This is a genomic window from Microcystis panniformis FACHB-1757, assembly GCF_001264245.1.
In the GTDB taxonomy this organism is placed as follows: domain Bacteria; phylum Cyanobacteriota; class Cyanobacteriia; order Cyanobacteriales; family Microcystaceae; genus Microcystis; species Microcystis panniformis.
Genome location: NZ_CP011339.1, coordinates 2750479 through 2773977 on the forward strand (window position 1 = coordinate 2750479; position 23499 = coordinate 2773977).

A 23499-nucleotide genomic window follows, 5' to 3' on the forward strand; every position below is an offset into this window, starting at 1 on the left:
GCCGCTCTTCTCGACTTTGTGTGATAATTTTTGCTTATGTAAGGTTAAATGTTTACTGGGCAAGACTTTTAGGACTATTTTGAAAGAAGAAACTATCAGTATAGACCTCGTTTCCACACAGAAACCAGAAGAACCGTAAAGCTTACTGAAAAATATGTTACATAATTAGCTTATCAGATTTATTATTAGTGACAAGAGGAGGGAAGAGAGCGTTTCTCATCAAGAGGGAGTGGGACGGGATTGGGCATCATCTCTAGATCACCAGCGATGGATTGTTTCTCTGGCGCTCCGCAGCTCCAGCACTCCGCAGTACCCCCATACCTTATTAAACAGGATTTAACTGAATGTCAGCATTCATCCCTCGCGCTTAGCGCAATGGGACGGCGCTTTTAAAGGGGCGAAGCAATTCGCCCCAGGGTTCACCTCATCGGAAATTTTGGGTCTGAAACCCCGCCGTTTTAGGTTGGCTTTGCTGTTAAATCTTAGCGCATTTACAAAATATGTGTTAGAATGTGAGGTATGGAAAAAGCCTATTCGTTTCGATTTTACCCAACACCCGAACAAGAGTCGCTATTGCGGCGCACTTTGGGCTGTGTAAGATTGGTTTACAATAAGGCACTCCATCTCAGAACACAAGCATGGTACGAAAGACAAGAAAGAGTAGGATATACTGAAACTTCTTCAATGCTAACCGATTGGAAAAAACAAGAAGAATTAGAGTTTTTAAACGAAGTTAGCTGTGTACCTTTACAACAAGGGTTAAGACATTTACAAACAGCTTTCACTAATTTCTTTGCTGGTCGTACTAAGTATCCTAGCTTTAAGAAAAAACATCAAGGAGGAAGTGCCGAATTTACCAAATCTGCTTTTAAGTTCAAAGACAAACAAATCTATTTAGCTAAATGCACAGAACCCTTACCTATTCGATGGTCAAGACAAATCCCAGAAAGCTGTGAACCAAGCACAGTAACAGTCAGATTACATCCTTCTGGACGTTGGCATATCTCAATTAGATTTGATGACCCAACGATTAAGCCTTTACCAGTAACAGATAAAGCCATTGGAATTGACTTAGGAATTAGTAGCCTTGTGATTACCAGCGATGGTGACAAAGTATCTAATCCCAAGCATTTTAAAAAGCATTATCGGAGACTGCGAAGAGCATCGAAAAGTCTTTCTAGAAAACAGAAAGGGTCAAAAAATCGGGAAAAGGCAAGAATCAAAGTAGCAAGGATTCACGCTCAAATCACCGATAGCAGAAAAGACCATTTACATAAGCTAACCACTCAATTAGTTCGTGAAAACCAAACGATTGTGGTTGAGAATTTAGCCGTCAAGAATCTGGTCAAAAACCCGAAATTATCTCAGGCAATATGTGATGTAAGCTGGGGAGAAATCACTAGACAATTAGCCTATAAATGCCGTTGGTATGGGAGAAATTACATCGAAATAGATAGATGGTTTCCTAGCTCTAAAAGGTGTAGTAATTGCGGGTATATTGCTGAAAAAATGCCGTTAAATATTCGAGAGTGGGATTGTCCAGACTGTGGGACTCACCATGACCGAGATATTAACGCGAGTAAAAATATTTTGGCCGCAGGGCTTGCGGTGTCAGTCTGTAGAGCGACCATAAGACCAGAACAGAGTAAATCTGTTCAGGCAGGTGCGGAACCCCGCAAGGGAAAGAAGCAGAAACCTAAATCGTGAGGTTTGGGAATCACCGTCCGTTTACGGCGGTGAGGATGTCAAGAATGCTGACCAGCATATAGACAATTCCTCAACAACTATGTTATAGCAACTTCTATAGTTGTGAGGTACAGAGTCTTAGGTTTTGAGGAGTCAGGAGTTAAGATTTTGGTGTACCTCATGAGATTGGGAAACGCTATATCATAGTTATAGTTTCTTGATAATTCTTATGTACAAAGCGTACAAATTCAGACTTAAGCCTAATAAGTAGTCATGCAAAATTAATTACCTGCCCGATCGAGCTAAAACCCTTACGGGGCAATGATCGTCATGTGTAAATAATTTTGCCTAGGTACTTACCGAGCAAGAAATAGCCTTAGCAAAAAGCTTTGGCTGTGGTCGTTGGTTTGGGAATTTTCCCTGAATTTATGCCAAGAAACCTATAAAACCAGAGGAAAAGGACTGACACGAAACTATATTCAAGGACTATTGCCTAGTCTCAAAAAAGAATATGAGTGGTTGACAGATGCTTATTCCCAGTGTTTACAGCTTGTTGCTTTGAACTTATCGCAAGCTTATCAAAATTTCTTTGAGAAACGAGCTAGACTACCAAGATTCAAATCTAAACATGGTAAACAATCAATTAGCTATCCAGCTAATATTAAATTTGAGGGAGATTACTGACAGGGGGACAAGCGAGCTAGAAGCTTTGCTCACACAGGCTTCGAGCTTCTCTCACTAGAAATAGATCTAGCGATTCTAGGCAAAAAGCTAACGAAAGAATTAGGGATAGGAGCGAGCTTACTAGGAATTATTATTAAGTAGGGTTTGCTGAAAAAGTAGGGGCGAAGCATTCGGGCAATAACCTATCGCTGAAACCTTAGATTTCCTATCCGAATGCTTCGCCCCTACAGGATGGGATCGCTGATGAAGAGGCAAGGTTTTGAACCACGATTCTCGCAAAACAGGTGCAAGGTTTTGCGAGAAAGGCCCTAAAGTCCTTACCTCGCCTACATTTCATATTTATTCAGCAAACCCTAAGTAGTCATGCAAAATTAATTACCTGCCCGATCGAGCTAAAACCCTTACGGGGCAATGATCGTCATGTGTAAATAATTTTGCCTAGGTACTTAATAAGTGAGAGATGGTGCGGCGAACTTTTTCGAGCTAAAACCATGAAAAGCTTATGCTATATGGATTTCAGCCTTCTTGTCCCCCTGTCAGATCTAAAGCTTCCTAAAATTGGATTGGTTTATTGTGTTCGTCACTGGGAATTTGCAGGAACAATTAAAACTGTTACTATCTCAAAAAACCCAGACGGTAAATAAGTAGTCATGCAAAATTAATTACCTGCCCGATCGAGCTAAAACCCTTACGGGGCAATGATCGTCATGTGTAAATAATTTTGCCTAGGTACTTACTACGCTTCTATTTTAGTTGATGATGGACAATCCCTCCTGCCCCCCTTGATAAGGGTGGTGACGAAGACGGGGGGATAGAAGGTAAAGCCATAGGAATTGATTTAGGACTGAATCATTTTGCTATTACCAGCAATGGCAGTAAATATGATAATCCTAGACATTTAGCCAAACATCAACGTAACCTAAAAAGGAAACAACAAAAGCTATTGCGTAAAAAGAAAGGAAGTAACAACCGTCAAAAAGCTAGAGGTAAAGTAGCTAAAGTTCACTCTAAAATCTCAAGATGTCGTGAGGATTTTCTGCACAAACTATCCCGTCAGATAGTTAACGAAACCCAAGTTATTGCGGTAGAAAATCTCAATGTCAAAGGCATGGTATGCAATCATAATTTAGCTAAGGCTATTAGTGATTGTGGTTGGGGAATGTTTTGTACAATGCTTAAATACAAGGCAGAATGGCAAGGAAAAACTTATACCGAAGTTGATAGGTTTTTCCTAGTTCTAAAACTTGTAATGTCTGTCTAAATCAAGTGGGTAGTTTGCCGCTTGAGGTTAGAAATTGGACTTGTGTGCATTGTAAAACAACCCATGACCGGGACATAAATGCGGCGATAAATATCAGAAATGAAGCCTTAGGGATATTAAGTAGTCATGCAAAATAAATTTCCTAGTGAAGACAGGCAAGAGGCAATAGGCAAGAGGCAAAAGCTTTATCGAAATGTGTAATTAATTTTGCTTAGGTACTTATCGTTAGGAAAAGCGCGATACTGCCTATAGAGGGGATGTAAGACCAAAAGCTGGGCGTAAGTCCGTCTTGAGGGAATCCCCCGTGAAATAGGAAGCTCTCAACCACCTTGAGAGTAGTTCACCGGTAGAATTGGGAACTATAGAGATGAAACCCGAAAGGGTGAATCAAGTCCTTGTTTAGAGGGAAACCCCTGATAAATTTCAGATTGCGTTGGAGGCAAAAATGAGAGCAATTTCCGAGCATCCGGTCAAAGGGGACTATTATCGGGCATCTTTTGCCATTGTTGTTCTTGGCAGCCGAGCTAGGTAGGGAGTTATGAGCGAAATCTTGCTGGTAGAAGACAGCCAAACGCAACGGGAACTGATCTGTGATCTACTCCGCAATAGCGGCATCAAGGTCACGATCGCCACGGATGGGGTAGAAGCCCTCGAACATATTCAGAGAGCCAATCCCGATCTCGTCCTCCTCGATATCGTCATGCCCCGCATGAATGGTTATGAGGTGTGTCGTCGTCTCAAGTCGGATCCAAAAACCAAAAATGTCCCGGTGGTCATTTGTTCCTTGAAAGGGGAAGTCTTTGATCGCTATTGGGCCATGAAAATCGGAGCCGATGCCTACATTGTCAAGCCCTTTGAACCGATTGAGTTCATTTATACCATTAAACAACTGTTGCGCCGATAAAATCGCCCTCACCAGAGACAGTGTATCTATGGTATAGGTCAAGACAGCTAAAAACGCCGCCCGAATTATTAGTTGCAAGAGAACTAAACTCATGCTTAACAACGCCGATTTTTTTACTGGTAACGCTCAAGATATCGCCCCCGACAATCAGGAATTAGAAACTCCCGTCGGTGAACTGTACTTGCGATTTTATCTGCCCTCTCAGGAGGAGTTTGCCCTTAGTGCCGTGGGCATTGGCGAGGTAATACAGCAACCACTCGATCGGATTACCCCCATTCCCAATGCTTCACCCTTGCTTCTCGGCACGATCAATCTCCGGGGTCAAGTGATCTGGGTGGCGGATCTCGGGCAATTTTTGGGGGATAGCAGCCGCTTAAACACCGATCGAGCCGAAATTCCCATAATTGCGCTCAAAGAAGAGGAAACGATCCTCGGTTTAGCGGTGGAACGTTTGGGAGATATGGAATGGCTCGACCCAGATAAACTAGGTAGTGCCGCCAGTATTCCCGCTCAGATCGCCCCCTATGTGCAGGGGGAGTGGATTCTGGGCCAAGAATCAAAAAAAACCTTAGGACTACTCGATCATCTGGCCATACTCCGTTCTGCCCGTTGGGCGGCTTAAAACCTGAAAAAAATAGCAGAATAGGATTTATAGGAATTCTTTCTTGAAACTACTAACTACTTCATTTAACTTTACTAGGGGAGGGGCAAATGCCGTCAGGGACAGAATACGCAAAACTCTATAGAAAGGCTAACACCGCCTATTGCCAGGGCAACCTTGAGGATGCCGCCGTCATTGTCAAAGAGATGATCAGCAAGTATCCCGAGGATGCCAATGTCATGCTTTTACAGGGTCACATTCATCTAGGACTACAACAATACAGATTGGCGGAGGAGCGTTACGAAAAAGTGCTGCAATTGGCTAAAAATTCTCCCAATAGTTCCGATCTAGCCGATTATGCCCAGCGTGGTCTCGATCAGATTCGGCAATTGCGTTTTGAAGCCGAGGAGGGAGATTTTACGATCGCTGCTACGGAAAGCATTGCCTACAGCGAGGCAGCGTTCGATCTAGGTCAAGGTTTTAACCATTCTCGCCCCAGGAAGTCGCAAGGGGCTGACCCCGATGGACAAAATAAAGGGCTGGATTGGAATAGTAGTCTTTTCAATGAGGAGGATCCCAGCGAGCCTACGGTAAGTAAAGTCCATTCCTATGACGATGATTTTGAGGAATCGGAGGAAACCGCCTTTAGTTCCCTTACCCTGCCGGGCCCTGGCTCTCACGGTTCCCAGTGGTCTAGCGATTCGGCGGAGGGGGAAGCCCCTTTCCCCTTTTTAGAAGCGGCGGAGATTGACTCGCTGGAGGAAGGGTGGGACGGTGAGTTAGGGTCAACGGGAGAAGCCACTTTTATGGTTTCCTCTGATCTGGGGGGAAATCCCCTGACCGGTAGAGATCAGGAGTTATCCTATAGGGATACCCTAGAAGAAAGCACTTTTGCCATTGACCTGGAATCGACCCACCCACAAGGGGCAAAAACTGGCCTTAATCAGGGCAGAGTCACTCAAAAAAGATACGAGGAAGACGAAACCGGAGATTTTGGGCAACCAGAACTCAATGATGAGGATTTAGACGGTTTTTCCCCACTGGCTCTGACGGATACGGTTCAAGGACTGGGGGACTGGGAGCTATTTACCGGTTCGGGGGGGGAAGCTTTAAGTGGTGGTTTTCTCCCCGAACCCGGTGCGCGCCTTAATGCCAGTTCTGGTGTGGGAGAGCCTAGTTTTAATCCTTCTAGTCTAAAAATCCCCAATGACAAAAGAGATAGTCATCTTACCCATGCTTCCGAGCACTTGCTCAAGCCAGTGGTGGAAGTCAATCCGGGCAAATTAGGCTTTTTTGTCAACGCTTCTTTAGGCAAAAAGCAATTAATTTTAGCGGCTTTAGCGGGTATTACCCCGGTGGTGTTAATTTTTGCCGTTAGCACCACCTCTTGGCTTTCTGCAAAAGTTGCCCCCAAACCAGCCCCAATACCACCAGCACCAGCCAGCCTTTCTCCTTGGAGTCAACCGAAACCAGCAATGATGTTATTAACTGGATTGGGAACCTTTGCCCTGACTTGGCTAGGTTTACAGTTGCTAATTAGTCAGATTAAGCGCAGTCTCAACGATCTGCAAAGCCAATTCGATCATCTCTCGGAAGGTAATTTTAACGCTAAAGCGACGATCTACTCGGAAGATGAATTCGGTCAACTGGCCAATCGTTTCAATCAGATGGCTCGGGTGGTGGTAATTACCACCACGGAAGCCCAACGCCGCGCCGCCGAAACGGAACGGGAACGGGAAGACTTACAACGGCAAGTGATTCGACTTCTCGATGATGTGGAAGGAGCGGCTCGGGGAGATCTGACCGTGGAAGCGGAGGTAAGCGCCGATGTTTTAGGGGCGGTGGCCGATGCTTTTAATTTGACGATCCAAAACCTGCGCGAAATTGTCCGACAGGTGAAAAAAGCGGCAAAACAGGTGAATCAAGGCAGTACCAATAGTGAATCTTTCGCCCGCAATCAGTCTAGCGATGCCCTGCGGATGGCGGAGGAATTGGCCGTCACCCTTAATTCGGTACAGATGATGACCGACTCAATTCAACGGGTGGCGGAAAACGCCAGAGAAGCCGAAGAAGTCGCTCGCACTTCCTCGATTACCGCCCTGAAGGGGGGCGATTCCGTGGAAAGAACCGTGGCGGGAATTCTACAAATCCGCGAGACCGTATCAGAAACGGCGCGAAAAGTCAAGCGTTTGGCGGAAGCTTCCCAGGAAATCTCGAAAATTGTCGCGGTAGTCTCTCAGATTGCCTCGCGGACCAATTTATTGGCTCTTAATGCCTCGATTCAAGCGGCGCGAGCAGGAGAGGCGGGCCGGGGTTTTGCGGTTGTGGCCGATGAGGTGCGTCAGTTGGCCGATAGAGCCGCTAAATCTCTTAAGGAAATTGAACAGATCGTTTTACAGATTCAATCGGAAACGGGTTCGGTAATGATGGCGATGGAGGAAGGGATTCAACAGGTTATCGATGTCACCGAGCGCTCGGAACAGGCGAAGAAGTCCCTAGAAGATATTATCCAAGTTTCTAACCGCATCGATACGCTGGTGCGATCGATTACCGCCGATACGGTTAAACAACGGGAAAATTCCCTCAATGTCGCCCAAGTTATGCAGTCGGTGGAGTTAACTGCTCAGGAAACTTCCCAAGAATCCCAACGGGTGGCGGGTTCTCTGCAAAAATTGGTGAGTATCTCCCGGGAGCTGCTTTCTTCGGTAGAACGGTTTAAGGTAGACTCAGAGGATGATCGATAATCGGTGAGCGCTAATCAGTGGGTTATTGATTAGCCGCTATCCCTCAAGATTGACCGCTAGAGTGAGTAAAGTTATGCCTAAACTTAGTCTCTGCATGATTGTCAAAAATGAAGCCGAAAATCTCCGGCGCTGTTTGGATAGCGTTAAAGGGGTGGTGGATGAGATGATCGTTATGGATACGGGTTCGACCGATGATACGATCGCTATTGCTCAAAGTTACAGTGCCATAGTTCCTAGCTACGATTGGCGGGGTAATTTTTCCGATGCCAGAAATGAGGCTTTAAAATATGTTACTGGCGATTGGATTTTAGTCCTTGATGCCGATGAGGAATTAAATCCGGCTATCGTACCGAAAATGCGTCGGGCAATGGAAAAAGAGGAAAATTTAGTGATTAATTTAATCCGCCATGAAATCGGAGCCATACAATCACCTTATTCTCTAATTTCGCGGCTATTTCGCCGACATCCTCAGGTCACTTTTACCCGTCCCTATCACTCAATTATTGATGATAATGTGGCTATTTTATTAAAAAAAGAGCCTAATTGGAAAATAGTTGAACTGCCAGAAATTGCTATCTTTCACTACGGTTACACCGTCGATAAAATAGCCAGCTTAGATAAGTTTGAACGGGCAAGAAAAGCGATGGAGGGTTTTTATCAGCAACATCCTCACGATCCCTATGTGTGTAGTAAATTGGGAGGGTTATATCTGAAGATTGGCAGGGATAAAGAGGGTTTTAAGCTGCTCAAACACGGTTTAAAATGCCATGGCTCTAATCCGCATATTTTATACGAGTTGTATTATCATCTCGCTAATTATTATTATTCAGTAGAGGAATTTAAGCAATCAGCCGATAATTTTATTAAAGCGATTAAGCAGCCAATTTTAGATAAATTAAAACTGGGTGCTTATAATAATTTCGGTGGGTTATTATACGAAGCAGAAAAATACGAAACTGCCTTATCTGTATTTGAGAAAACCGTAGAAATTGATCCTAGCTATGCCGATGGTTACTATAATTTAGGACTGGTTCTCAAACAACTGCACCGGCTACCAGAATCGATTAAAGCTTATAAAAAAGCTCTCAAGTTAAACCCGGATAATCCCACTATTTACCAAAATCTAGGGGTTGCTTATATAGTTTTCGGTAGTTATAATGAAGCGATCGAGATTTGGCAAAAAGGCCTACAATTATTGAAAGATCAGGGTAATGTATCTCGCGCTGAAATGCTGCAAGAAACCCTAGAAGCTCTGGGAGCAAGTGTATTGAGGGATGAACAGTAACTGTTAACCGTTGTTGGCAAGATTGGGAGCAGCCACTGTACTAAAATTACCAATAGGCAGTTGAAATGCAGTACATCTGATTGCTAAAACCCTGTCTAGTCAACTCCTGTGAGGATTTTTCCGAATTAATTCTTAATAGGATTATCGAGTAGTTAGACGCTGAAGACTTAGGGGTTTTGATAGAAATTATCAAGAGATAATTGCTCGCCGTGTAATTGACCTTGACAAGAAATGCTATAATTTCCTAGCAAGGGGGGAAATTAATCCCTCTCGGTGTTGCCGTCGCACAATTTTGTCGGTTACTGGTTCTCGTCAGCTTGTTTGTCAAAAATATACCCATTGCGGTTTGAATCGCTGCCGTTATGTCAAGATTCAATATTTCTGGCTGCAACGGAACTGGAAAATCAAATAATCTATTTCTTCAAATCTTCTTACCTTGGACAAAAATAATGAAATTCGAGGAAATCCAAGAGATTCTTAATGGGCAACTGCTCAAGCTTGAGAATCGCTGTCTCAATGACACAGAACAATTATTATTGCGAGGACTTTGGCAGAAAAAGAACTATCAAGAAATTGCCCAAGAAAATGGTTATAGTAGCAGCTATCTTGCCAATGTAGTTGCCCCAGGACTCTATGATAGACTCTCGCAACTGATCGGAGAAACGATCAATAAAAAAAATTTTTTATCTAGACTACAATCTCATTTTACCAACTCCACATCGCTTCAGTATTGCGGTAATGAATATCCCCAGAATGAGCGTCCAGAATACCCCGATGCTCCTGTTCCCTATAATTCTTATTATTATCTAAAACGAACAAACCTTGAAGCAAAAATTATCGAGGAGATCGGCCGATCTGGGTCGTTAGTTCGCATTAAGGCTCCCAAAAAATGGGGGAAAACGTCTTTATTATTAACAATTTTAGAGGCTTGTCAACAACGATTCGGTTATCAAATTGTTAGTTTAGATTTACAAAAAGCAGACCAAGACATTATAGCAAATTTTAACAAGTTCTTACGCTGGATTTGCCGTAATTGTGCTCGGCAGTTGAATTTAGAAGCCAAATTAGATGATTATTGGGATGAAGATATAGGAATTAAAATGAGTTGGACAATTTATTTTGAAGAGTATATTTTACGAGAGATAAAACAGCCACTGGTATTGGCTTTAGATGGAGTGCATCGAGTCTTTGAACATCCGAAAGTAGCGGAAGATTTTTTACCTTTAATCCGAGCTTGTTATGAAGAATCTAAGCGATCTCCCCTGTGGCAGAAATTACGTTTAATTATTGTTCAATCCACAGAATCTTATGTTTCTCTGCGATTAGAACAGTCTCCTTTTAATGTGGGATTACCCATAGAGTTACAGGGTTTTGGTCAAGAAGAAGTGGCAGAATTGGCCAAAAAATATCAATTAAATCAATTAGCCACCAACGAAATTCAACAATTGAACGACTTAGTGGGGGGACATCCTGCCTTGATTCATTTAGCGATTTATCATCTTAGCCAAGAACAAATCAGGATTGAAGATTTAATCAAATCAGCAACTACATCAACGGGGATTTATTCCTCTCATTTACAGCTGCACTGGGTCACTTTACAAAAACAACCCGAACTTGCCGATGTTTTTCAACAGATTTGTCAAGGGAATCAACCAATAATAGTCGATCCAATTATTGCTTATAAACTTAATAGTATGGGTTTAATTAAACTCAGAGAAAATCAAGCAATTGTCAGTTGTCAGTTGTATCAAAAGTACTTTGTAAGTCAATATACTGGTTCAGTATAAACAAATTTTTGAACCATGGTTTTAAGATAGCGATCGCTCAAGCCAATCGGTATTAAATATCGTCTGATAAATCCGATTATGAACGTCCATTTTACCATGTCGTTTTACCACTAATCCAGATAAAAACAACTCAGGTAAATAGGGATTGTTATCAATCTGTATTGCTTCTTGATGCAGAATTTGTCGATACAAGGTTAATAATTGGGTTCGGTTTGGACTTTGAAGAAGGCGATCTTGAATAGTTTTTAAATGTTCGGGTTGATCCTGCATCTCCCAATCTTGAATAATTTTTTCTGCTACTAAGTTGGCCAACCATTGTTCTTCTTGATTAGAGGGGATTGGTTGCTCACTATCCCGCATCAGTTGACAGAGTTTTTGAGTTAAGAAAGGTTGCCCTCCCGTCCAGCTTAAGACTTGTTTGAGCATTGTCTGAAGATTACTGACTTTTTCTGTTAACCCATATAATAAAGGTTGAGCTTCGTGTTCTTTAAAACTTGCTAATTCAATAGCGTTACCAATATTAAAAGGTGTTTTCTGGGGGTCAGTAATTAAAGCTGAAGGTGTGGTAGCACCAAAAAAGGCAAAAGTTAGCTCTTGAAATTGAGGTTGAATCGCTCTCTGGTTATAAAAAGAACGAATTAAAGCAAAAAAGTCAGAGACATCAAATTTTAACCCTAAAATGCTATCAATTTCATCAATAAATATAACAGTCGATTGTCTAGATTGCCGCTGATTAAAATCGTCATTAACTAGAAGAAACTCTTCCATAAATTGTCCTAATCGTTGTACAGGAGGCAGGTCTAATTGTTCATTCCACCAAGCTTTAAAAGTTTTCAATTGTTTGATTAATCCAAAACTGCGGAGCAGATCAACTGCTAATCCTTTATACCATTGTTCGGGGGTAATATTATCTGTTCCTAGCCGAGTTAAGTCAATTACTGCACATCTAATTCCCTCCTTTTGTAATTGGCTCATCATCCGCACCATTAAGCTAGATTTTCCCATTTGACGTGCATTTAAAACATAGCAAAATAGACCTTGTTTGAGAGCTTTATAAAGATTGCGATCGGCTTGTCGAACCACATAATTCGGCGCATCCATCGGTAAACTTCCCCCCACTTGATAGACAAATTTGGGAGGTTGTTCAGCACTTTTAAGCAGGTCATTTTCAAAGATAAGTTCTGCTTGAGTTGCTTTCAGTACCTCTAAAGTGTTTGTGAGTTCTTTTGTCCGTTCTTCTACTCTTTGTTCTAAGGTTTGATAGAGTCTTGAGTTATCAATAGAGATAGCAGCTTGAGCTGCTAGAATATTTAATAGTTCAACTCTTTCTGAGGTAAATGCGCCTGTTGTTAAATTATTTTCTAAATAAACAATTCCTTTTAATTGACCTTGATTGAGTAAAGGAGTACAAAGAATAGATTTAGTTTCTTTATCCACAATATAATAATCGTTGGTAAATTGACCTTCAGATGTGGCATCATTTAAAACGATAGTTCCTTTTGTACGAGCGACATAATTAATAATGCTAGTGGGTAAAATGGGAATTGAGTTATCATGGTCGATAGATTCTATGGGAATTGATTGTAAGATATTAATAGTTTCTTGATCAATTGTTCCTTGAGCTTCAATGACCCAATTTCCTTCCTGTTCTAAAATCAGACAACCTTTCTGCGCTCCTGCATTTTCAATGACAATTTTCATTAAATTTGTTAGGAGATTTTCCAGTTTAATTTCTCCAGAAATTGCTTGTGAGGCTTTGAGAATAGTGGTTAAATCAAGAACTGCTCCATCATTACCAGTAGTTGAAATAGTGGTACTCAGTCCTTTAGATTTGTTTTCATTGCTGATACCTAATAAATATTGAGGGTATTCTTCTTCTAATTGTTTAACTTTGGCCTTTGCACCCCAACGAATGTAACAATGATAGGCATTTCTGAGGTATAATTTCCCGATTTCTTCTCTACCTAAAGTAAAATAAAATTCAGAGGCACGTTCATAAGCTAAAGCCTCTTCATGGATAAATTCGTATTTTTTTGCTCCTTGAATGGCTTTTTCATAAAATTCTTGAGCTTCCCAATTTTGACCTAAGACTCTCGCTTTTTCTGCTTCGACTAAATCATATTTATGTTGAAAATTTGCTGGACAATGACTTGCCCATTTTGCCATATTTTTCTGATTGTTATCTACTTGTTGTAGTAATTTTCTTTGATCATTTTGCTCTGTGTCATGATAATAAGCTAGAAAACTCAAAGATGAATAGAAATTATGTTGAGGAGAAATCAAAAATGAGTTTATAGTTGGGTTTGAAATATATTGAAGTCCTCTTTCTCCATAAGTAACTGCCGACTTGTAAATCTTAAGAAGATAAAATAATAATAGTTTAGCAAAGTAAATCAGAAAAAGTAACCATTCATTGTTAGTCTGATTTAATTGGTCTAAAACTGCATTTTCTTCTTCAGGGGATTTACCGACAAATAAAGCAATTTCTTTTTTTAAGCTTTTTTGTAAATTATTGACTATATTATAAGAAATTTCTTGGTAAAAAGAGGAAAAAGTTTGCTTGAGTTTTTTAATAACTCGATTATACTTGATATATTCCTGTTCAACTTCTTCCAAATGATAACCTCCCAACAGTCTATAAATACAATAGTCTATAGCTACATAAGAGGCAAACTGGTTATCCCCTACATCTAAACCGATTTGAAAACTCTTTAGTAACTCGTTATCGATCTCTTTATTTCTCAGATACTCTTTCCAGTGATATATACATCCATAATGTGTCTGTATAATAAGAGCTTGTACTTGACGAATATTATATTTATCGAGCAATTTAAGGGCTAATTTACCAAATTCATATCCTAAATTATAATTATTGATAGAGCCACATAATATCATTCCATAGTAGCTATATGTTGCTGCTGATTCAGGAGAATTTCCATGGTTGATAAATAAATCAATCTGTTTGAGGATTATTTTTATATGTAATAGGGGATCAGTAGTTGCCGTCGAAGACATTATTTGTTGTAAGATTTGAATGGCTTTAAGCTTATAGGGATCAGTCATAACAGGAAGGCTTTCTAAATCGTCAATTTTCCTTTTTTGTAGAATTAAATTTAAGGACTTATTAATGCTTTGATTAATATTACTTTTGCCATTTCTTCTATAAATTAAAATTCCCAGTTCTTTCAAAGTTTTTAAAGCGGTATCAATCGCCTGATCAGGTTGAAAATTTGCATAGTAAAATTCAATCTTTATCTGATATGTTTTGACTTTATCTAAGATCGATTTAGCTTGGTTAATAATGATATTTGAATAAAATAAAATTTGCTGAAATTCTGTATTAAGAAAGAGAGAATGTAATTTTTCTTCATGAAGTTCTAAAGTCAATTGATACTGCTCACTCCAACTATTAGTTGTTAATAAACTGAGACCAGAATCTAAATACTTTAATGCTGTTTCATAAGCAGTTGATGCTTTAGCTTTTTTAGCAGCTTTAAGATTTAATTCTGCCAAGTTATCTTTTTCTTGTTGCTCAGTAATTAGCTCAGAACCTTCATTAAGTTGATTAACAATTTCAAAAATATTGTTTAATAATTCATCGTCTGTAATGTTTTTTAGCAGTAGGCGACCAATTTGTAGATGAGTCCTTTTCTTTTCTTCCTCTGGAATTAAAGAATAAACTGCTTGCTGCACTCTGTCGTGTAAAAATTTATAGGAAACATAGTTAGAATACCCACCCAAAGTTTCAGTTTCTAAGAGTTGCCTCGATAATTCTTTTGAATCCCAGAGTAGAGCTAGTTTATAGTTATTATCTAATGGTATTACTAACCCTTTATCAAGGGCTAATTGTAGTTGTTGAGCCGTAATATGTTGAGATGTATTATTTACAATAGAAAGAGCTTCTAGACTAAATTGATTACCAATACAAGCGGCTAATTTTAGAATATTTTGAGTTTTTTGAGCTAATTTTTTTATTTTATGGGTCATTAAATCAACGACATTATCGGTAATTGATAGACTTTTAATTTCGGTAAGATCCCATTGCCAATAACTTTGCTTATTATTTTCCAATTTAGTAGAAGAAGGATTAAATATTATGAAACCATCTTGGTATAAAGAATAGAGAAACTGAGCGATAAAAAAGGGGTTTCCACCTGTTTTCTGTGTCACCAAATCTGCCAAAGGCATAGTAACTTCTATCGAACAACTTAAGGTATCAGCAATTAATTGATTAATGTGCTTCATCTGCAAAGGAGCAAGAGTAATTTTCGATACAGAAACTTGTGATTGCTGAATTTTCTCTAAAGTATTCATTAAAGGATGAATCGAACTAACTTCATTATCTCGATAGGCTCCAATTATCAGAAAATATTTAATGTCAGAATCTGATATTAATTGTTCAATTAAGTTTAAAGAGGGTAAATCTGCCCATTGTAAATCATCGATAAATATCACTAATGGATTTTCTTTTTGAGAAAAAACATTGACAAATCGTTTAAAAAATAAATGAAATCTATTTTGACTTTCACTTCCTCCTAATAGTTCAACAGGTTGCTGTTTGCCAATAATTTTTTCAACTTCGGGAATAACATCGATAATAATTTGACCGTTCTTACCCAATGCTTCCAAAATTTTCTCTTTCCAAGCTTGCAGGATATTTTCTGGCTCACCTAGAAGTTGACGGATTAAGATTTGAAAGGCTTGAGAAATAGCTGAATAAGGAGTATCTCTTTGTAACTGATCAAATTTTCCTCTAATTAATCGCCCTTGCTTATATGTAACTTGTTGGTAAATTTCATGAACTAAAGCTGATTTCCCAATCCCTGAATAGCCAGAAATGAGGATCATTTCATTGGTTCCTTGACTAACCCGCTCAAAAGCCTTCAAAAGTTGAGTAACTTCCCGTTTTCGACCATATATTTTTTGAGAAATCTGAAATTTATCAGTCAGATCCTGACCACCTAAAGAAAACTGAGCAATCTGTCCTAACGTCTTTAATTGATGAAGACAGATTTCTAAGTCAGCTTTAATACCCAAGGCAGTTTGATATCTTTTTTCTGGGGTTTTTGCGAGCAGTTTGTTAATGATATTAGAGAGAGTTAAGGGAATCTCTGGAATGAGTTGATGAACAGGTAAAGGTTGTTGGGCAATATGACAATGAACTAACTCCATAGGATCGGTGGTTTCAAAGGGCAATTGATTGGTTAAAAGTTCATATAAAGTAACTCCAAGGGAATAAAAATCACTACGGTAATCTAGACCTCGGTTCATTCTTCCTGTTTGTTCTGGGGCAATATAAGCTAAAGTCCCTTCTAATTGGTTAGGAGGACAAGCTGTGAAAAATTCTTGGGATAAACGGGTGGAAATATCAAAATCAATGATTTTCAGTTGTTCGGTTTCAGGGTTATAGACAATATTAGATGGGTTAATGTCTTTGTGAATAATATTAGCCTGATGAATAGCAGCTAACCCCTCAGTTATTTTAATAGCGATCAAAAGAAAGTTTTCCAAATTTAATTTACCTTGAGATAGCAATAACTCTAAAGATCGACCTCCAAAATCTTCTAAAAACATTATCAAACTATTATAGTGTCGCTGTAAATCATAAGCTTTAACAACACTGTCTATGTTCAAAGAACGGATAATTTCATATTCCTGTCGATAACGGGTAATCTCTGAAGGAGTTGGATAATTTTCTTTAAGAATTTTAAGAATAATCGGTTGAGCATTTGCCTTAAAAATACCTCGATAGACTAGAGAACTAGAACTTTCATAAATTTTTGTGATTAGTTGATAATCTTTCATAACTCACTTTTTAATAACGTTTTTACTTATTTTCTAGCATTTGAGCAGAAAAATGTCCATTAAACTCTTAGATCAGACTTGAGAATAAATTTCTGTCACCGTTGTGGTTAGCACTGAGTATCCATCTTTTAGTTCTTGATCAATTATTTGCGATTTCCACATCTCACAGTCTTGACAAGCTCTTCTTTTTTCTAATTGATTAAGAATTAAATCTTGTCGTAGTTGCTGGAATAACTCTCCCGACCAAATATCTTGTAAAGTTTGTTGATTATAATCCCCTAAACTTTCAATCTCTTGATCAAAACCTAGTCTAAATAAGGTTTCTATACAGTAGTAGATTTTGCCATTGGGTAAAACTGCCATTTCCAGAAAAGGGAATAAACAAGTCCAGCGCCCTTGCGCTTTTTGTTGATAATATTGGAGGGATTTTTGTACCCCTTGATTGTGTTTTTTTAGTCGCATATTATTTTCTTGATATTCAGCAATATTAAGGATAAAAACACTATTAACTTTTGATAACCAACGATTTAAAAATGCTTCTTCTTCCTCAAGATTAACATTGTAATTTCTGACAAAAGAGGTTCTAATTTCGCAGTCAATACCCAACTGATCTCTAATTCTTAACAGATCAATTGTATTGGATTCGACCTGGCTTAAATCTCCACCTCGAATTCTTAAATAAGTCTCTGGAGTCGCCGCATCAAGACTAATATCAATACTGGTTAAACCCGATTTTAACAGAGCTTTAATATAAGTTTTATTCAGAAGTTGACCATTAGTAGTTAGATGAACTTTTGGAACACCTTGCTGTCGGCAAAGTTGAATAAAGTCTATAAGTTTAGGATGAAGTAATGGTTCTTCAACACTACCTATTACAATGGTAGTTGCTGCTTTTCCACAGTCTGCTGCTAGTTTCTCCATCATCTCCCAAGACATGACTTTTTTCTTTTGAAAAAAATCTGTAGTATGATTAGACTTTATCGAAGAACTATGATAGGGACACATAACACACTTAAGATTACAAGTGTTACCAACAACAACTCTGACATAAGAAGGTGCGATCGCTTTTCCATAATGACAACTAAAATAATGTAACTGCTCATCTCTATCTATTGCCGATAGTAAAACTAATGGAATAGGCTGAGGTTGAATAGTTTTGCTTGTTAGGAATGTCTCTATGTGGGGTTGTAATTGATGCCAAATATCACTTAATTCTTGGGGATATAAATACGCTAGTATAGGATAACTAGGCAAACCCAAATCTGAAAGAATGGGTAAAGTTGGCTGAAAGACAACAACCGCATATTTATCCTTAGCCGTCATTAGCAATTTTTTGATACTATGAGGATGCAAAGGAATATTATGGGAGGGAATCTCAAGAATTCTATCTGAAAAGATAGAAGTATTTATTGTCAGATCGGATAAAAGGTTCTGAGGATCTTTAATAATCATTTTTTGACTAATTTAACGATAAAATCCTCACCCTTGAGGTGAGGCGAGCAATTCTTATTTTTGTTCAATTAAGTAGGTGGGTGGAATTAAATATAAGATGAACGTAGGTTGGGTTGAAGCATGAAACCCAACCCCCGATTATGTTACGCTACCGCTAACCCATCCTACAAATAATTGTGCCTCCCTACTTAGTTTGTAAGGCTTCTAGGAACAAGTTGTCGGAATATAAGGATTGTCGGCAAAATATTTCCCTGGTTTTCGGTTTGATATCCAGTCGGACAAATCATCTGCATTTAAAGTGGCATTTCCCCATGACGGCTCAGGTGGATAGGGAATAATCATTTTAAACAACTCTGGTGCATTGTTATCTGCATCCAATATTTGACCAATAAAGCTACTATACGTCACTTCAAATAAGTAACCCAAGCTTGGGTTTTGCTCTCCCAGTTCATATTCATCAAAGATTGGAAAAATATATTCATCGGGTGGTTTACCTTGTGGAAAGAAGACTTGTTTCAGTAAATAAGCTGGATCAGATTCATCAACGGTTTCTAGTGGTTGTTTGGGATTAGCTCCAAACAATTTTTTGAGGTGATCAGCATTCTTTCCTTTTTTCAATCCCTGGTCTGAGGTCGGATGTTCAAAATAAGTCCTTAAGAGATTGGCCACTCTCTTTTGCTCGGCGTATTTCTCTTCATTTTCATCAGCCCATCGCCAAATATAAGCAATAATTTGAGAAACTTGTTTTGACTGTTGATAAAGACGCTGTAAAAAATTAATGTGTGGGGATTTATGTTTCATTTGATGAGCGGCTTCATTAACTTTTTCTGCCTTGTAGAATAAGCTACGAGTTTCAAACATAAGTGTGCTTCCTTTTTGAGAAATTAAATTGGACAATAAAATCGCTGAGGATTTTCCCAAACGATTTTTTTGACTATCTCCTGAGATAAGTTGTCTTCAAGTCCTATAACTTTTTTTACCCCATCAGCCTGATGATCCATGTGAGGATAATCAGACCCGAAGATTAAGTTATCAGAACCGATAAAATCAATGACCTGAGCCAAACAAGGTTCAGAGGGTTCCCCTGCAATGTAACACTGACGGCGGAAATACTCCGATGGTAGTAATTTTACCCGATCTTGGACTTCCCAATGTAAATTTTTATACTCCTCGTCAAGCTTCCATAACCAATAGGGAAGCCAACCACACCCTGACTCTAGAAACGCCACCCTCAGCCTCCGATGACGTTCTAAAACCCCCCCTTCAATTAAGGCTAACAGTGCCATCATTTGTTCCATCGGGTGAGAACAAGCATGAAGCGCAAACCGACTATTAAACCGCTCTGCACCAGTGGTGGGTAAGCGGCTATGAGTGCCTTCATGAATTCCTACAGCCATGTCCAAATCCTCGCAGGCCGCCCAAAAGTGTTCATAGGCTCGATCGCTCAAAATTCTGCCTTTAACGGGATTAGGGCGCAAAAAAACCGCCTTCCAGCCCAAGTTCGCCATGCGGTGTAGCTCTTTGACCATATCTTCGGGATCATGTTGATTGACTGCAGCCACTCCTTTCAGTCTAGCCGGGTCATAGCTACAATATTCTTCATATAACCATGTATTGTAGGCACGGACAAAAGCCCCCATCACTTCGGCAGGTAGGCTATCAATGGCAAATAACCACAGTCCATAGGTAGGATAAATAAAGGCCCTATCTACCCCCATTTGTACCATTGCTTGAACATGGGACTCTGGGTTATAGCGGTTGAGATAAGCATGGGGATGAGCTTGCATCATCTGCTTATTCCCTTCTGCTTGGACTTGTGGGGAGATTTTTTGACTAATCGGTTCTCCTTTGATTTTCATGTCAGCAGAAGGAGCAAATTCCCTAAATTTAGGGTCTAGGTATTGGCCCCACATTGCGGGGGGTTCAATGACGTGGGAATCAGCATCAATAATTTTGTACCCGTTGAGCATAGCGATTTTTCGGCAATTTTCTACCTAAATTATATTTGATTGGGAAAAAGCGATCGCTTTTTTTAGGCTTTTTTTTCATCCCCTAAAACTCCATGGATTGATTGGGTTAAACTTGATACAACACTTTATTAAACTTAACGAATGGAAGCGATTGAATTTAAAATGATTCTTCATCATGGCACAGTTGTCATTCCCCCTGAATACCCCTCTAAGTGGGAAGGTAAGGCGATCCGTGTGATACTCTGAAGGGGTTTTGAGCTTGACTCAACCTTCTAAGATACATATAATGTATGTATAACATTTGAATATGATCCCAGAAAAGCAAAAACCAACTGGCAAAAGCACGGTGTTTCCTTTGCAGAAGCTGAAATGGTGTTTTTTGATCCCCTCGCTATTCATGATCTTGATCCCGATTGTATAACAGAAGAACGTTTTATTGCAGTGGGGATGGGAAACATGGGATCACTATTAGTGGTTATTTATACTTTGCGGGGTGAAGTCATTCGCTTGATTTCCGCTCGTCGTGCTACAAAACAAGAGAGAAAAACTTATGAGAAAGGAATATGATTTTTCTAAAGGAAAACGAGGGGCGCTCATTTCCTCTCAGGGAAAAACACGCATTACCATTTATCTAGATGATGAGATTCTAGCTTATTTTCGAGAACAGGCTGAAACCGCAGGAATGGGTTATCAAACCCTAATTAATGAGGCTTTAAAACAATATATCCAATCTCCTTCTGAGCGATCGCTCACTCAGTCCGATTTACGTCGTATTCTTCGGGAAGAATTATCAGCCCTCCAATAATGTTGCTTATGATAGTTACAAGTTAGCCGATCGCTGTCTGTTTTCAAGGATTGCGATCGCTTTTTAATTTTTTCTTGTCAAAGTTTAGTTAAACGGTAAGAGGGGTAATTTTGTAAAGATGTGCTAAATTGGAAGCTTTTTGTAGATCACCTTGACGAAGGGCTTCTCGGACATCATCTAATTTTTGAGCGTCTTCTAATGATAAATAGGGCGACCATCCTTCGGGAGTCTCAATCAGTTCTACTTCCACTTCAGCCATGTACTCTCCAATGTGGATGAGTTTAATGTGAGGCTTTTTTGTCATGGTTTTCTCCTTGTAAAATCACTTGACCAACGTGCTGGATCAGGTCTATAGGCAGTGACTAGAACAGCAGGCGATTCGGTATTCTTGGCTATACCCCAAACCACATGAACGGGTTTACCCTGACTATCTTTCTGTAAGACTAGCACACAACGCCCTTTAGGATATTCCAGGTAATCTTCGAGAATGACAGCTTCTCTAATACCTGTTATCACATCCCTTACCAGAATACCGTCATTTGCTAGTTCATCGTAGCCATGGGCTGATATTTTGACTTGCCCACGGGAAAGTAAAGCCAGAACTAATTGGAAGGTTATACTCATCATCTAATCATAGCATCTCTTTATTCAAGGAAGAAGGCGATCGCTGTCTGTTTTCAAGAATTGCGATCGCTTTTTTGCTGCCTTCTTTTCATCCCCTAAAACCGCTACAAGTCAGAGGGTAAAAGGGTTTTGATGATTTTAGTCGCCAGATTAATTCATTAGTTCTACTTAAGGAATTAGGGAGTCATACTATAAAGTGACCCTTTAAATCTAATATAAATCTAATATAAATCTCATATAAAAGTTAATATTCTACTCAAAAAAACCTATTAGAAAAGTATTAACTTTAGAGATTGCCATTACTCAAAATAAAACTTATTCTGGTATCAAAGGTGATTAAACAAATCACTTTTAACCCCAAAGACAAGGCATTTTGCTTAAGGCACTATGGCTAACTCGAAAATTTCACGAATAGATTTTTGAGAATGTCTTGAGGGTGTAAAAAACGACAAAACTCTCAAATATAACGGAGAAAATTTATCATGGCTTTAACTTCTCAAAATGCTTGGTCTGCATATGCTAAAGCGATATTAGATCAAGCCACTTCTGGACAGTTCGATCCGAAAACTCAGACTTTTTCATTGGCAGGACAAACGCTTAATGTTGATTTAGCCAATGCCGATACAGAAATTATTAATGCCAACGTTTTTGAGATTGGTAATACTATTCCTGCCGCTGGGGGGGCCTACACACCATCCAGTAGCTTGATATCTTCATATTTCTCATTTCTCAATTGGATCAAGCTCCAAGGAGATCCTAATCCCAACTTACAAAGTCAAATTAATCTTGCTGCTAGTGCAATACAACCTGCTCAAGACAATTACATCAGTGTTCAAACTAAAGCAGTTGCTGCTTGGACTGCCTATAAAGCAATCGATTCAGCAATCTCTTTTCCAGATTATGTGCGAACCCAATACCCTACCTATGGTCAGGCAAAATTAGCATTGGATGCGGCACAATCAAAATATAATCAACTAATGCAACAGGCGTATGGTCCTGACTATCAGACCATTGTTGCTGCACAAGGTAAAGCAGGTTTTGATGGAGCGCAAGCACTCTTAAAAAATACTCTGAATATGCCCGTAAAACTTGGTAGTTCTGCACCAGCAGGGAGTGGTGCGCCCGTGCTTCCCGGTCAAAATCCACCCACCACACCAAGTTCATTGATTTCAACCTATGCTCCCGGATTCACACTCGATTCAGCCTTTACGGCAAAGTACCAAGAATGGCAGACATACAGTGTACAGCAACCACCTGTTTTTAATGGCTTAAAGATTCGTTTGGATGCTTCATCCAGTGCGGCAAACTGGAGTGATTTTGGTTGGAGTGCAGCAGCGAATGCTCGTTTCCCTGTTGGATGGTTTACTGCTGTCTATGTCTCTGGTCAGGCATCCTATAAAGAGCAGACCTTCGATTATACTGCCAGTAATTTTTCCTTTGAAGTCGAGTTTTTAGGATCTGGTCTCTTCCCCATCTTTTCCAATCTCTGGTTTGATCTAGGCATCGTCAAAAACTATGGTAATAGCCTTCGTCAAGGTCATCCCAACTTTTTCAGTGAAAATGGAACACTAGCACGAATTCCGGCTCAAGTTTTGATTGGTTTTCAGCCCAAAATTACCATGACAGTCTCTGCTAGTGACTACTCAAATTTCAAATCCCAATTCCAACAATCAGCCAATATTGCTTACAAGTTTGGACCATTTACTATTGGAAGTGTGAGCGAGTCGAGTTACTCGGATAAATCAAAGGTTACTTTTAACGACAGTAATAATTCCTTTACAATTGGTCCTGTCGTATCTACAGTGCCACAAATCATCGGAGTTCTCTGTAACAAGGTAACTATTTCATAGGAATACACACCCTTGATTGGATGTCTATCAGATAGGTTGAA

15 protein-coding genes and 2 pseudogenes are annotated in these 23499 nt (G+C 39.5%); 11 read left to right on the forward strand and 6 right to left on the reverse strand.

Annotated elements, in window-relative coordinates:
* Nucleotides 1-519: 519 nt before the first annotated feature.
* The 8 genes and pseudogenes from VL20_RS13190 (at nt 520) to VL20_RS13225 (ending at nt 10952) form a co-directional block, all read left to right on the forward strand.
* The gene (locus VL20_RS13190; protein WP_052276769.1) at nt 520-1707 is read left to right on the forward strand and encodes an RNA-guided endonuclease InsQ/TnpB family protein; all 1188 of its coding nucleotides are present in this window, start codon (nt 520-522) and stop codon (nt 1705-1707) included.
* A 349-nt stretch (nt 1708-2056) separates the two neighbouring features.
* Nucleotides 2057-2367 (forward strand): annotated as a pseudogene (locus tag VL20_RS13195) (helix-turn-helix domain-containing protein); the annotation flags it as partial.
* A gap of 737 nt (nt 2368-3104) precedes the next feature.
* Nucleotides 3105-3753 (forward strand): annotated as a pseudogene (locus VL20_RS28620) (RNA-guided endonuclease InsQ/TnpB family protein); the annotation flags it as partial.
* 416 nt (nt 3754-4169) lie between these two features.
* The gene (locus VL20_RS13205; RefSeq protein WP_002785387.1) at nt 4170-4535 is read left to right on the forward strand and encodes a response regulator; all 366 of its coding nucleotides are present in this window, start codon (nt 4170-4172) and stop codon (nt 4533-4535) included.
* A gap of 91 nt (nt 4536-4626) precedes the next feature.
* Nucleotides 4627-5157 carry a chemotaxis protein CheW gene (locus VL20_RS13210; protein WP_002757615.1) on the forward strand — a complete coding sequence of 177 codons (531 nt, stop codon included), beginning with the start codon at nt 4627-4629 and terminating at the stop codon, nt 5155-5157.
* 89 nt (nt 5158-5246) lie between these two features.
* A complete protein-coding gene (locus tag VL20_RS13215; RefSeq protein WP_052276771.1) occupies nt 5247-7880 on the forward strand; it encodes a methyl-accepting chemotaxis protein in 2634 nt (877 codons plus the stop codon).
* A gap of 73 nt (nt 7881-7953) precedes the next feature.
* Nucleotides 7954-9165: a glycosyltransferase gene (locus tag VL20_RS13220; RefSeq protein ID WP_052276772.1), complete on the forward strand. Its 1212-nt coding sequence runs from the start codon at nt 7954-7956 to the stop codon at nt 9163-9165.
* Between the two features lie 449 nt (nt 9166-9614).
* Complete coding sequence (locus tag VL20_RS13225) at nt 9615-10952, forward strand: AAA-like domain-containing protein (protein ID WP_052276773.1); 1338 nt, start codon at nt 9615-9617, stop codon at nt 10950-10952.
* 21 nt (nt 10953-10973) lie between these two features.
* On the opposite strand, the gene VL20_RS13230 is transcribed toward VL20_RS13225, so the two are convergent.
* The 4 genes from VL20_RS13230 to VL20_RS13245 form a co-directional block, all read right to left on the reverse strand.
* Nucleotides 10974-16757, reverse strand: a complete 5784-nt coding sequence (locus VL20_RS13230) for an AAA family ATPase (RefSeq protein WP_052276774.1) — start codon at nt 16755-16757, stop codon at nt 10974-10976.
* A 72-nt stretch (nt 16758-16829) separates the two neighbouring features.
* On the reverse strand, nt 16830-18209 hold the full coding sequence (locus tag VL20_RS13235) for a radical SAM/SPASM domain-containing protein (RefSeq protein ID WP_052276775.1): 1380 nt from the start codon (nt 18207-18209) through the stop codon (nt 16830-16832).
* Between the two features lie 204 nt (nt 18210-18413).
* Entirely contained in the window at nt 18414-19070 is a 657-nt protein-coding gene (locus VL20_RS13240) for a hypothetical protein (protein WP_052278461.1), read from the reverse strand.
* Between the two features lie 23 nt (nt 19071-19093).
* The gene (locus tag VL20_RS13245) at nt 19094-20179 is read right to left on the reverse strand and encodes an amidohydrolase family protein (RefSeq protein WP_052276776.1); all 1086 of its coding nucleotides are present in this window, start codon (nt 20177-20179) and stop codon (nt 19094-19096) included.
* Nucleotides 20180-20473: 294 nt separating this feature from the next.
* On the opposite strand from VL20_RS13245, the gene VL20_RS13250 reads away from it, so the two are divergent.
* Together VL20_RS13250 and VL20_RS13255 are read left to right on the forward strand one after the other, a co-directional pair.
* The gene (locus VL20_RS13250) at nt 20474-20746 is read left to right on the forward strand and encodes a BrnT family toxin (protein WP_045357897.1); all 273 of its coding nucleotides are present in this window, start codon (nt 20474-20476) and stop codon (nt 20744-20746) included.
* Nucleotides 20730-20984 carry a BrnA antitoxin family protein gene (locus VL20_RS13255; RefSeq protein WP_002738362.1) on the forward strand — a complete coding sequence of 85 codons (255 nt, stop codon included), beginning with the start codon at nt 20730-20732 and terminating at the stop codon, nt 20982-20984. The genes VL20_RS13250 and VL20_RS13255 overlap by 17 nt, the downstream gene beginning before the upstream one ends.
* Before the next feature lie 88 nt (nt 20985-21072).
* Here the strand turns inward: VL20_RS13255 and VL20_RS13260 are convergent, their stop codons facing one another.
* Both VL20_RS13260 and VL20_RS13265 read right to left on the reverse strand, forming a co-directional pair.
* Nucleotides 21073-21288, reverse strand: a complete 216-nt coding sequence (locus tag VL20_RS13260; protein WP_002757627.1) for a hypothetical protein — start codon at nt 21286-21288, stop codon at nt 21073-21075.
* Nucleotides 21285-21611 (reverse strand): DUF4258 domain-containing protein, encoded by a 327-nt coding sequence (locus VL20_RS13265; RefSeq protein WP_202861585.1) that lies wholly within the window; start codon nt 21609-21611, stop codon nt 21285-21287. The genes VL20_RS13260 and VL20_RS13265 overlap by 4 nt, the downstream gene beginning before the upstream one ends.
* Before the next feature lie 479 nt (nt 21612-22090).
* Here VL20_RS13265 and VL20_RS13270 point away from each other — a divergent pair, with 479 nt between their 5' ends.
* Nucleotides 22091-23458 (forward strand): hypothetical protein, encoded by a 1368-nt coding sequence (locus VL20_RS13270; RefSeq protein ID WP_052276777.1) that lies wholly within the window; start codon nt 22091-22093, stop codon nt 23456-23458.
* Nucleotides 23459-23499 lie beyond the last annotated feature (41 nt).

Excerpts from the sequence above, each read along its gene's own strand:
- VL20_RS13235 (WP_052276775.1), bottom strand. The coding sequence starts at position 18,209 with ATGATTATTAAAGATCCTCAGAACCTTTTATCCGATCTGACAATAAAT.
- VL20_RS13220 (WP_052276772.1), top strand. The coding sequence starts at position 7,954 with ATGCCTAAACTTAGTCTCTGCATGATTGTCAAAAATGAAGCCGAAAAT.
- VL20_RS13230 (WP_052276774.1), bottom strand. The coding sequence starts at position 16,757 with ATGAAAGATTATCAACTAATCACAAAAATTTATGAAAGTTCTAGTTCT.
- VL20_RS13245 (WP_052276776.1), bottom strand. The coding sequence starts at position 20,179 with ATGCTCAACGGGTACAAAATTATTGATGCTGATTCCCACGTCATTGAA.
- VL20_RS13215 (WP_052276771.1), top strand. The coding sequence starts at position 5,247 with ATGCCGTCAGGGACAGAATACGCAAAACTCTATAGAAAGGCTAACACC.
- VL20_RS13210 (WP_002757615.1), top strand. The coding sequence starts at position 4,627 with ATGCTTAACAACGCCGATTTTTTTACTGGTAACGCTCAAGATATCGCC.
- VL20_RS13260 (WP_002757627.1), bottom strand. The coding sequence starts at position 21,288 with ATGACAAAAAAGCCTCACATTAAACTCATCCACATTGGAGAGTACATG.
- VL20_RS13190 (WP_052276769.1), top strand. The coding sequence starts at position 520 with ATGGAAAAAGCCTATTCGTTTCGATTTTACCCAACACCCGAACAAGAG.
- VL20_RS13255 (WP_002738362.1), top strand. The coding sequence starts at position 20,730 with ATGAGAAAGGAATATGATTTTTCTAAAGGAAAACGAGGGGCGCTCATT.
- VL20_RS13225 (WP_052276773.1), top strand. The coding sequence starts at position 9,615 with ATGAAATTCGAGGAAATCCAAGAGATTCTTAATGGGCAACTGCTCAAG.
- VL20_RS13270 (WP_052276777.1), top strand. The coding sequence starts at position 22,091 with ATGGCTTTAACTTCTCAAAATGCTTGGTCTGCATATGCTAAAGCGATA.
- VL20_RS13205 (WP_002785387.1), top strand. The coding sequence starts at position 4,170 with ATGAGCGAAATCTTGCTGGTAGAAGACAGCCAAACGCAACGGGAACTG.
- VL20_RS13265 (WP_202861585.1), bottom strand. The coding sequence starts at position 21,611 with ATGATGAGTATAACCTTCCAATTAGTTCTGGCTTTACTTTCCCGTGGG.
- VL20_RS13240 (WP_052278461.1), bottom strand. The coding sequence starts at position 19,070 with ATGTTTGAAACTCGTAGCTTATTCTACAAGGCAGAAAAAGTTAATGAA.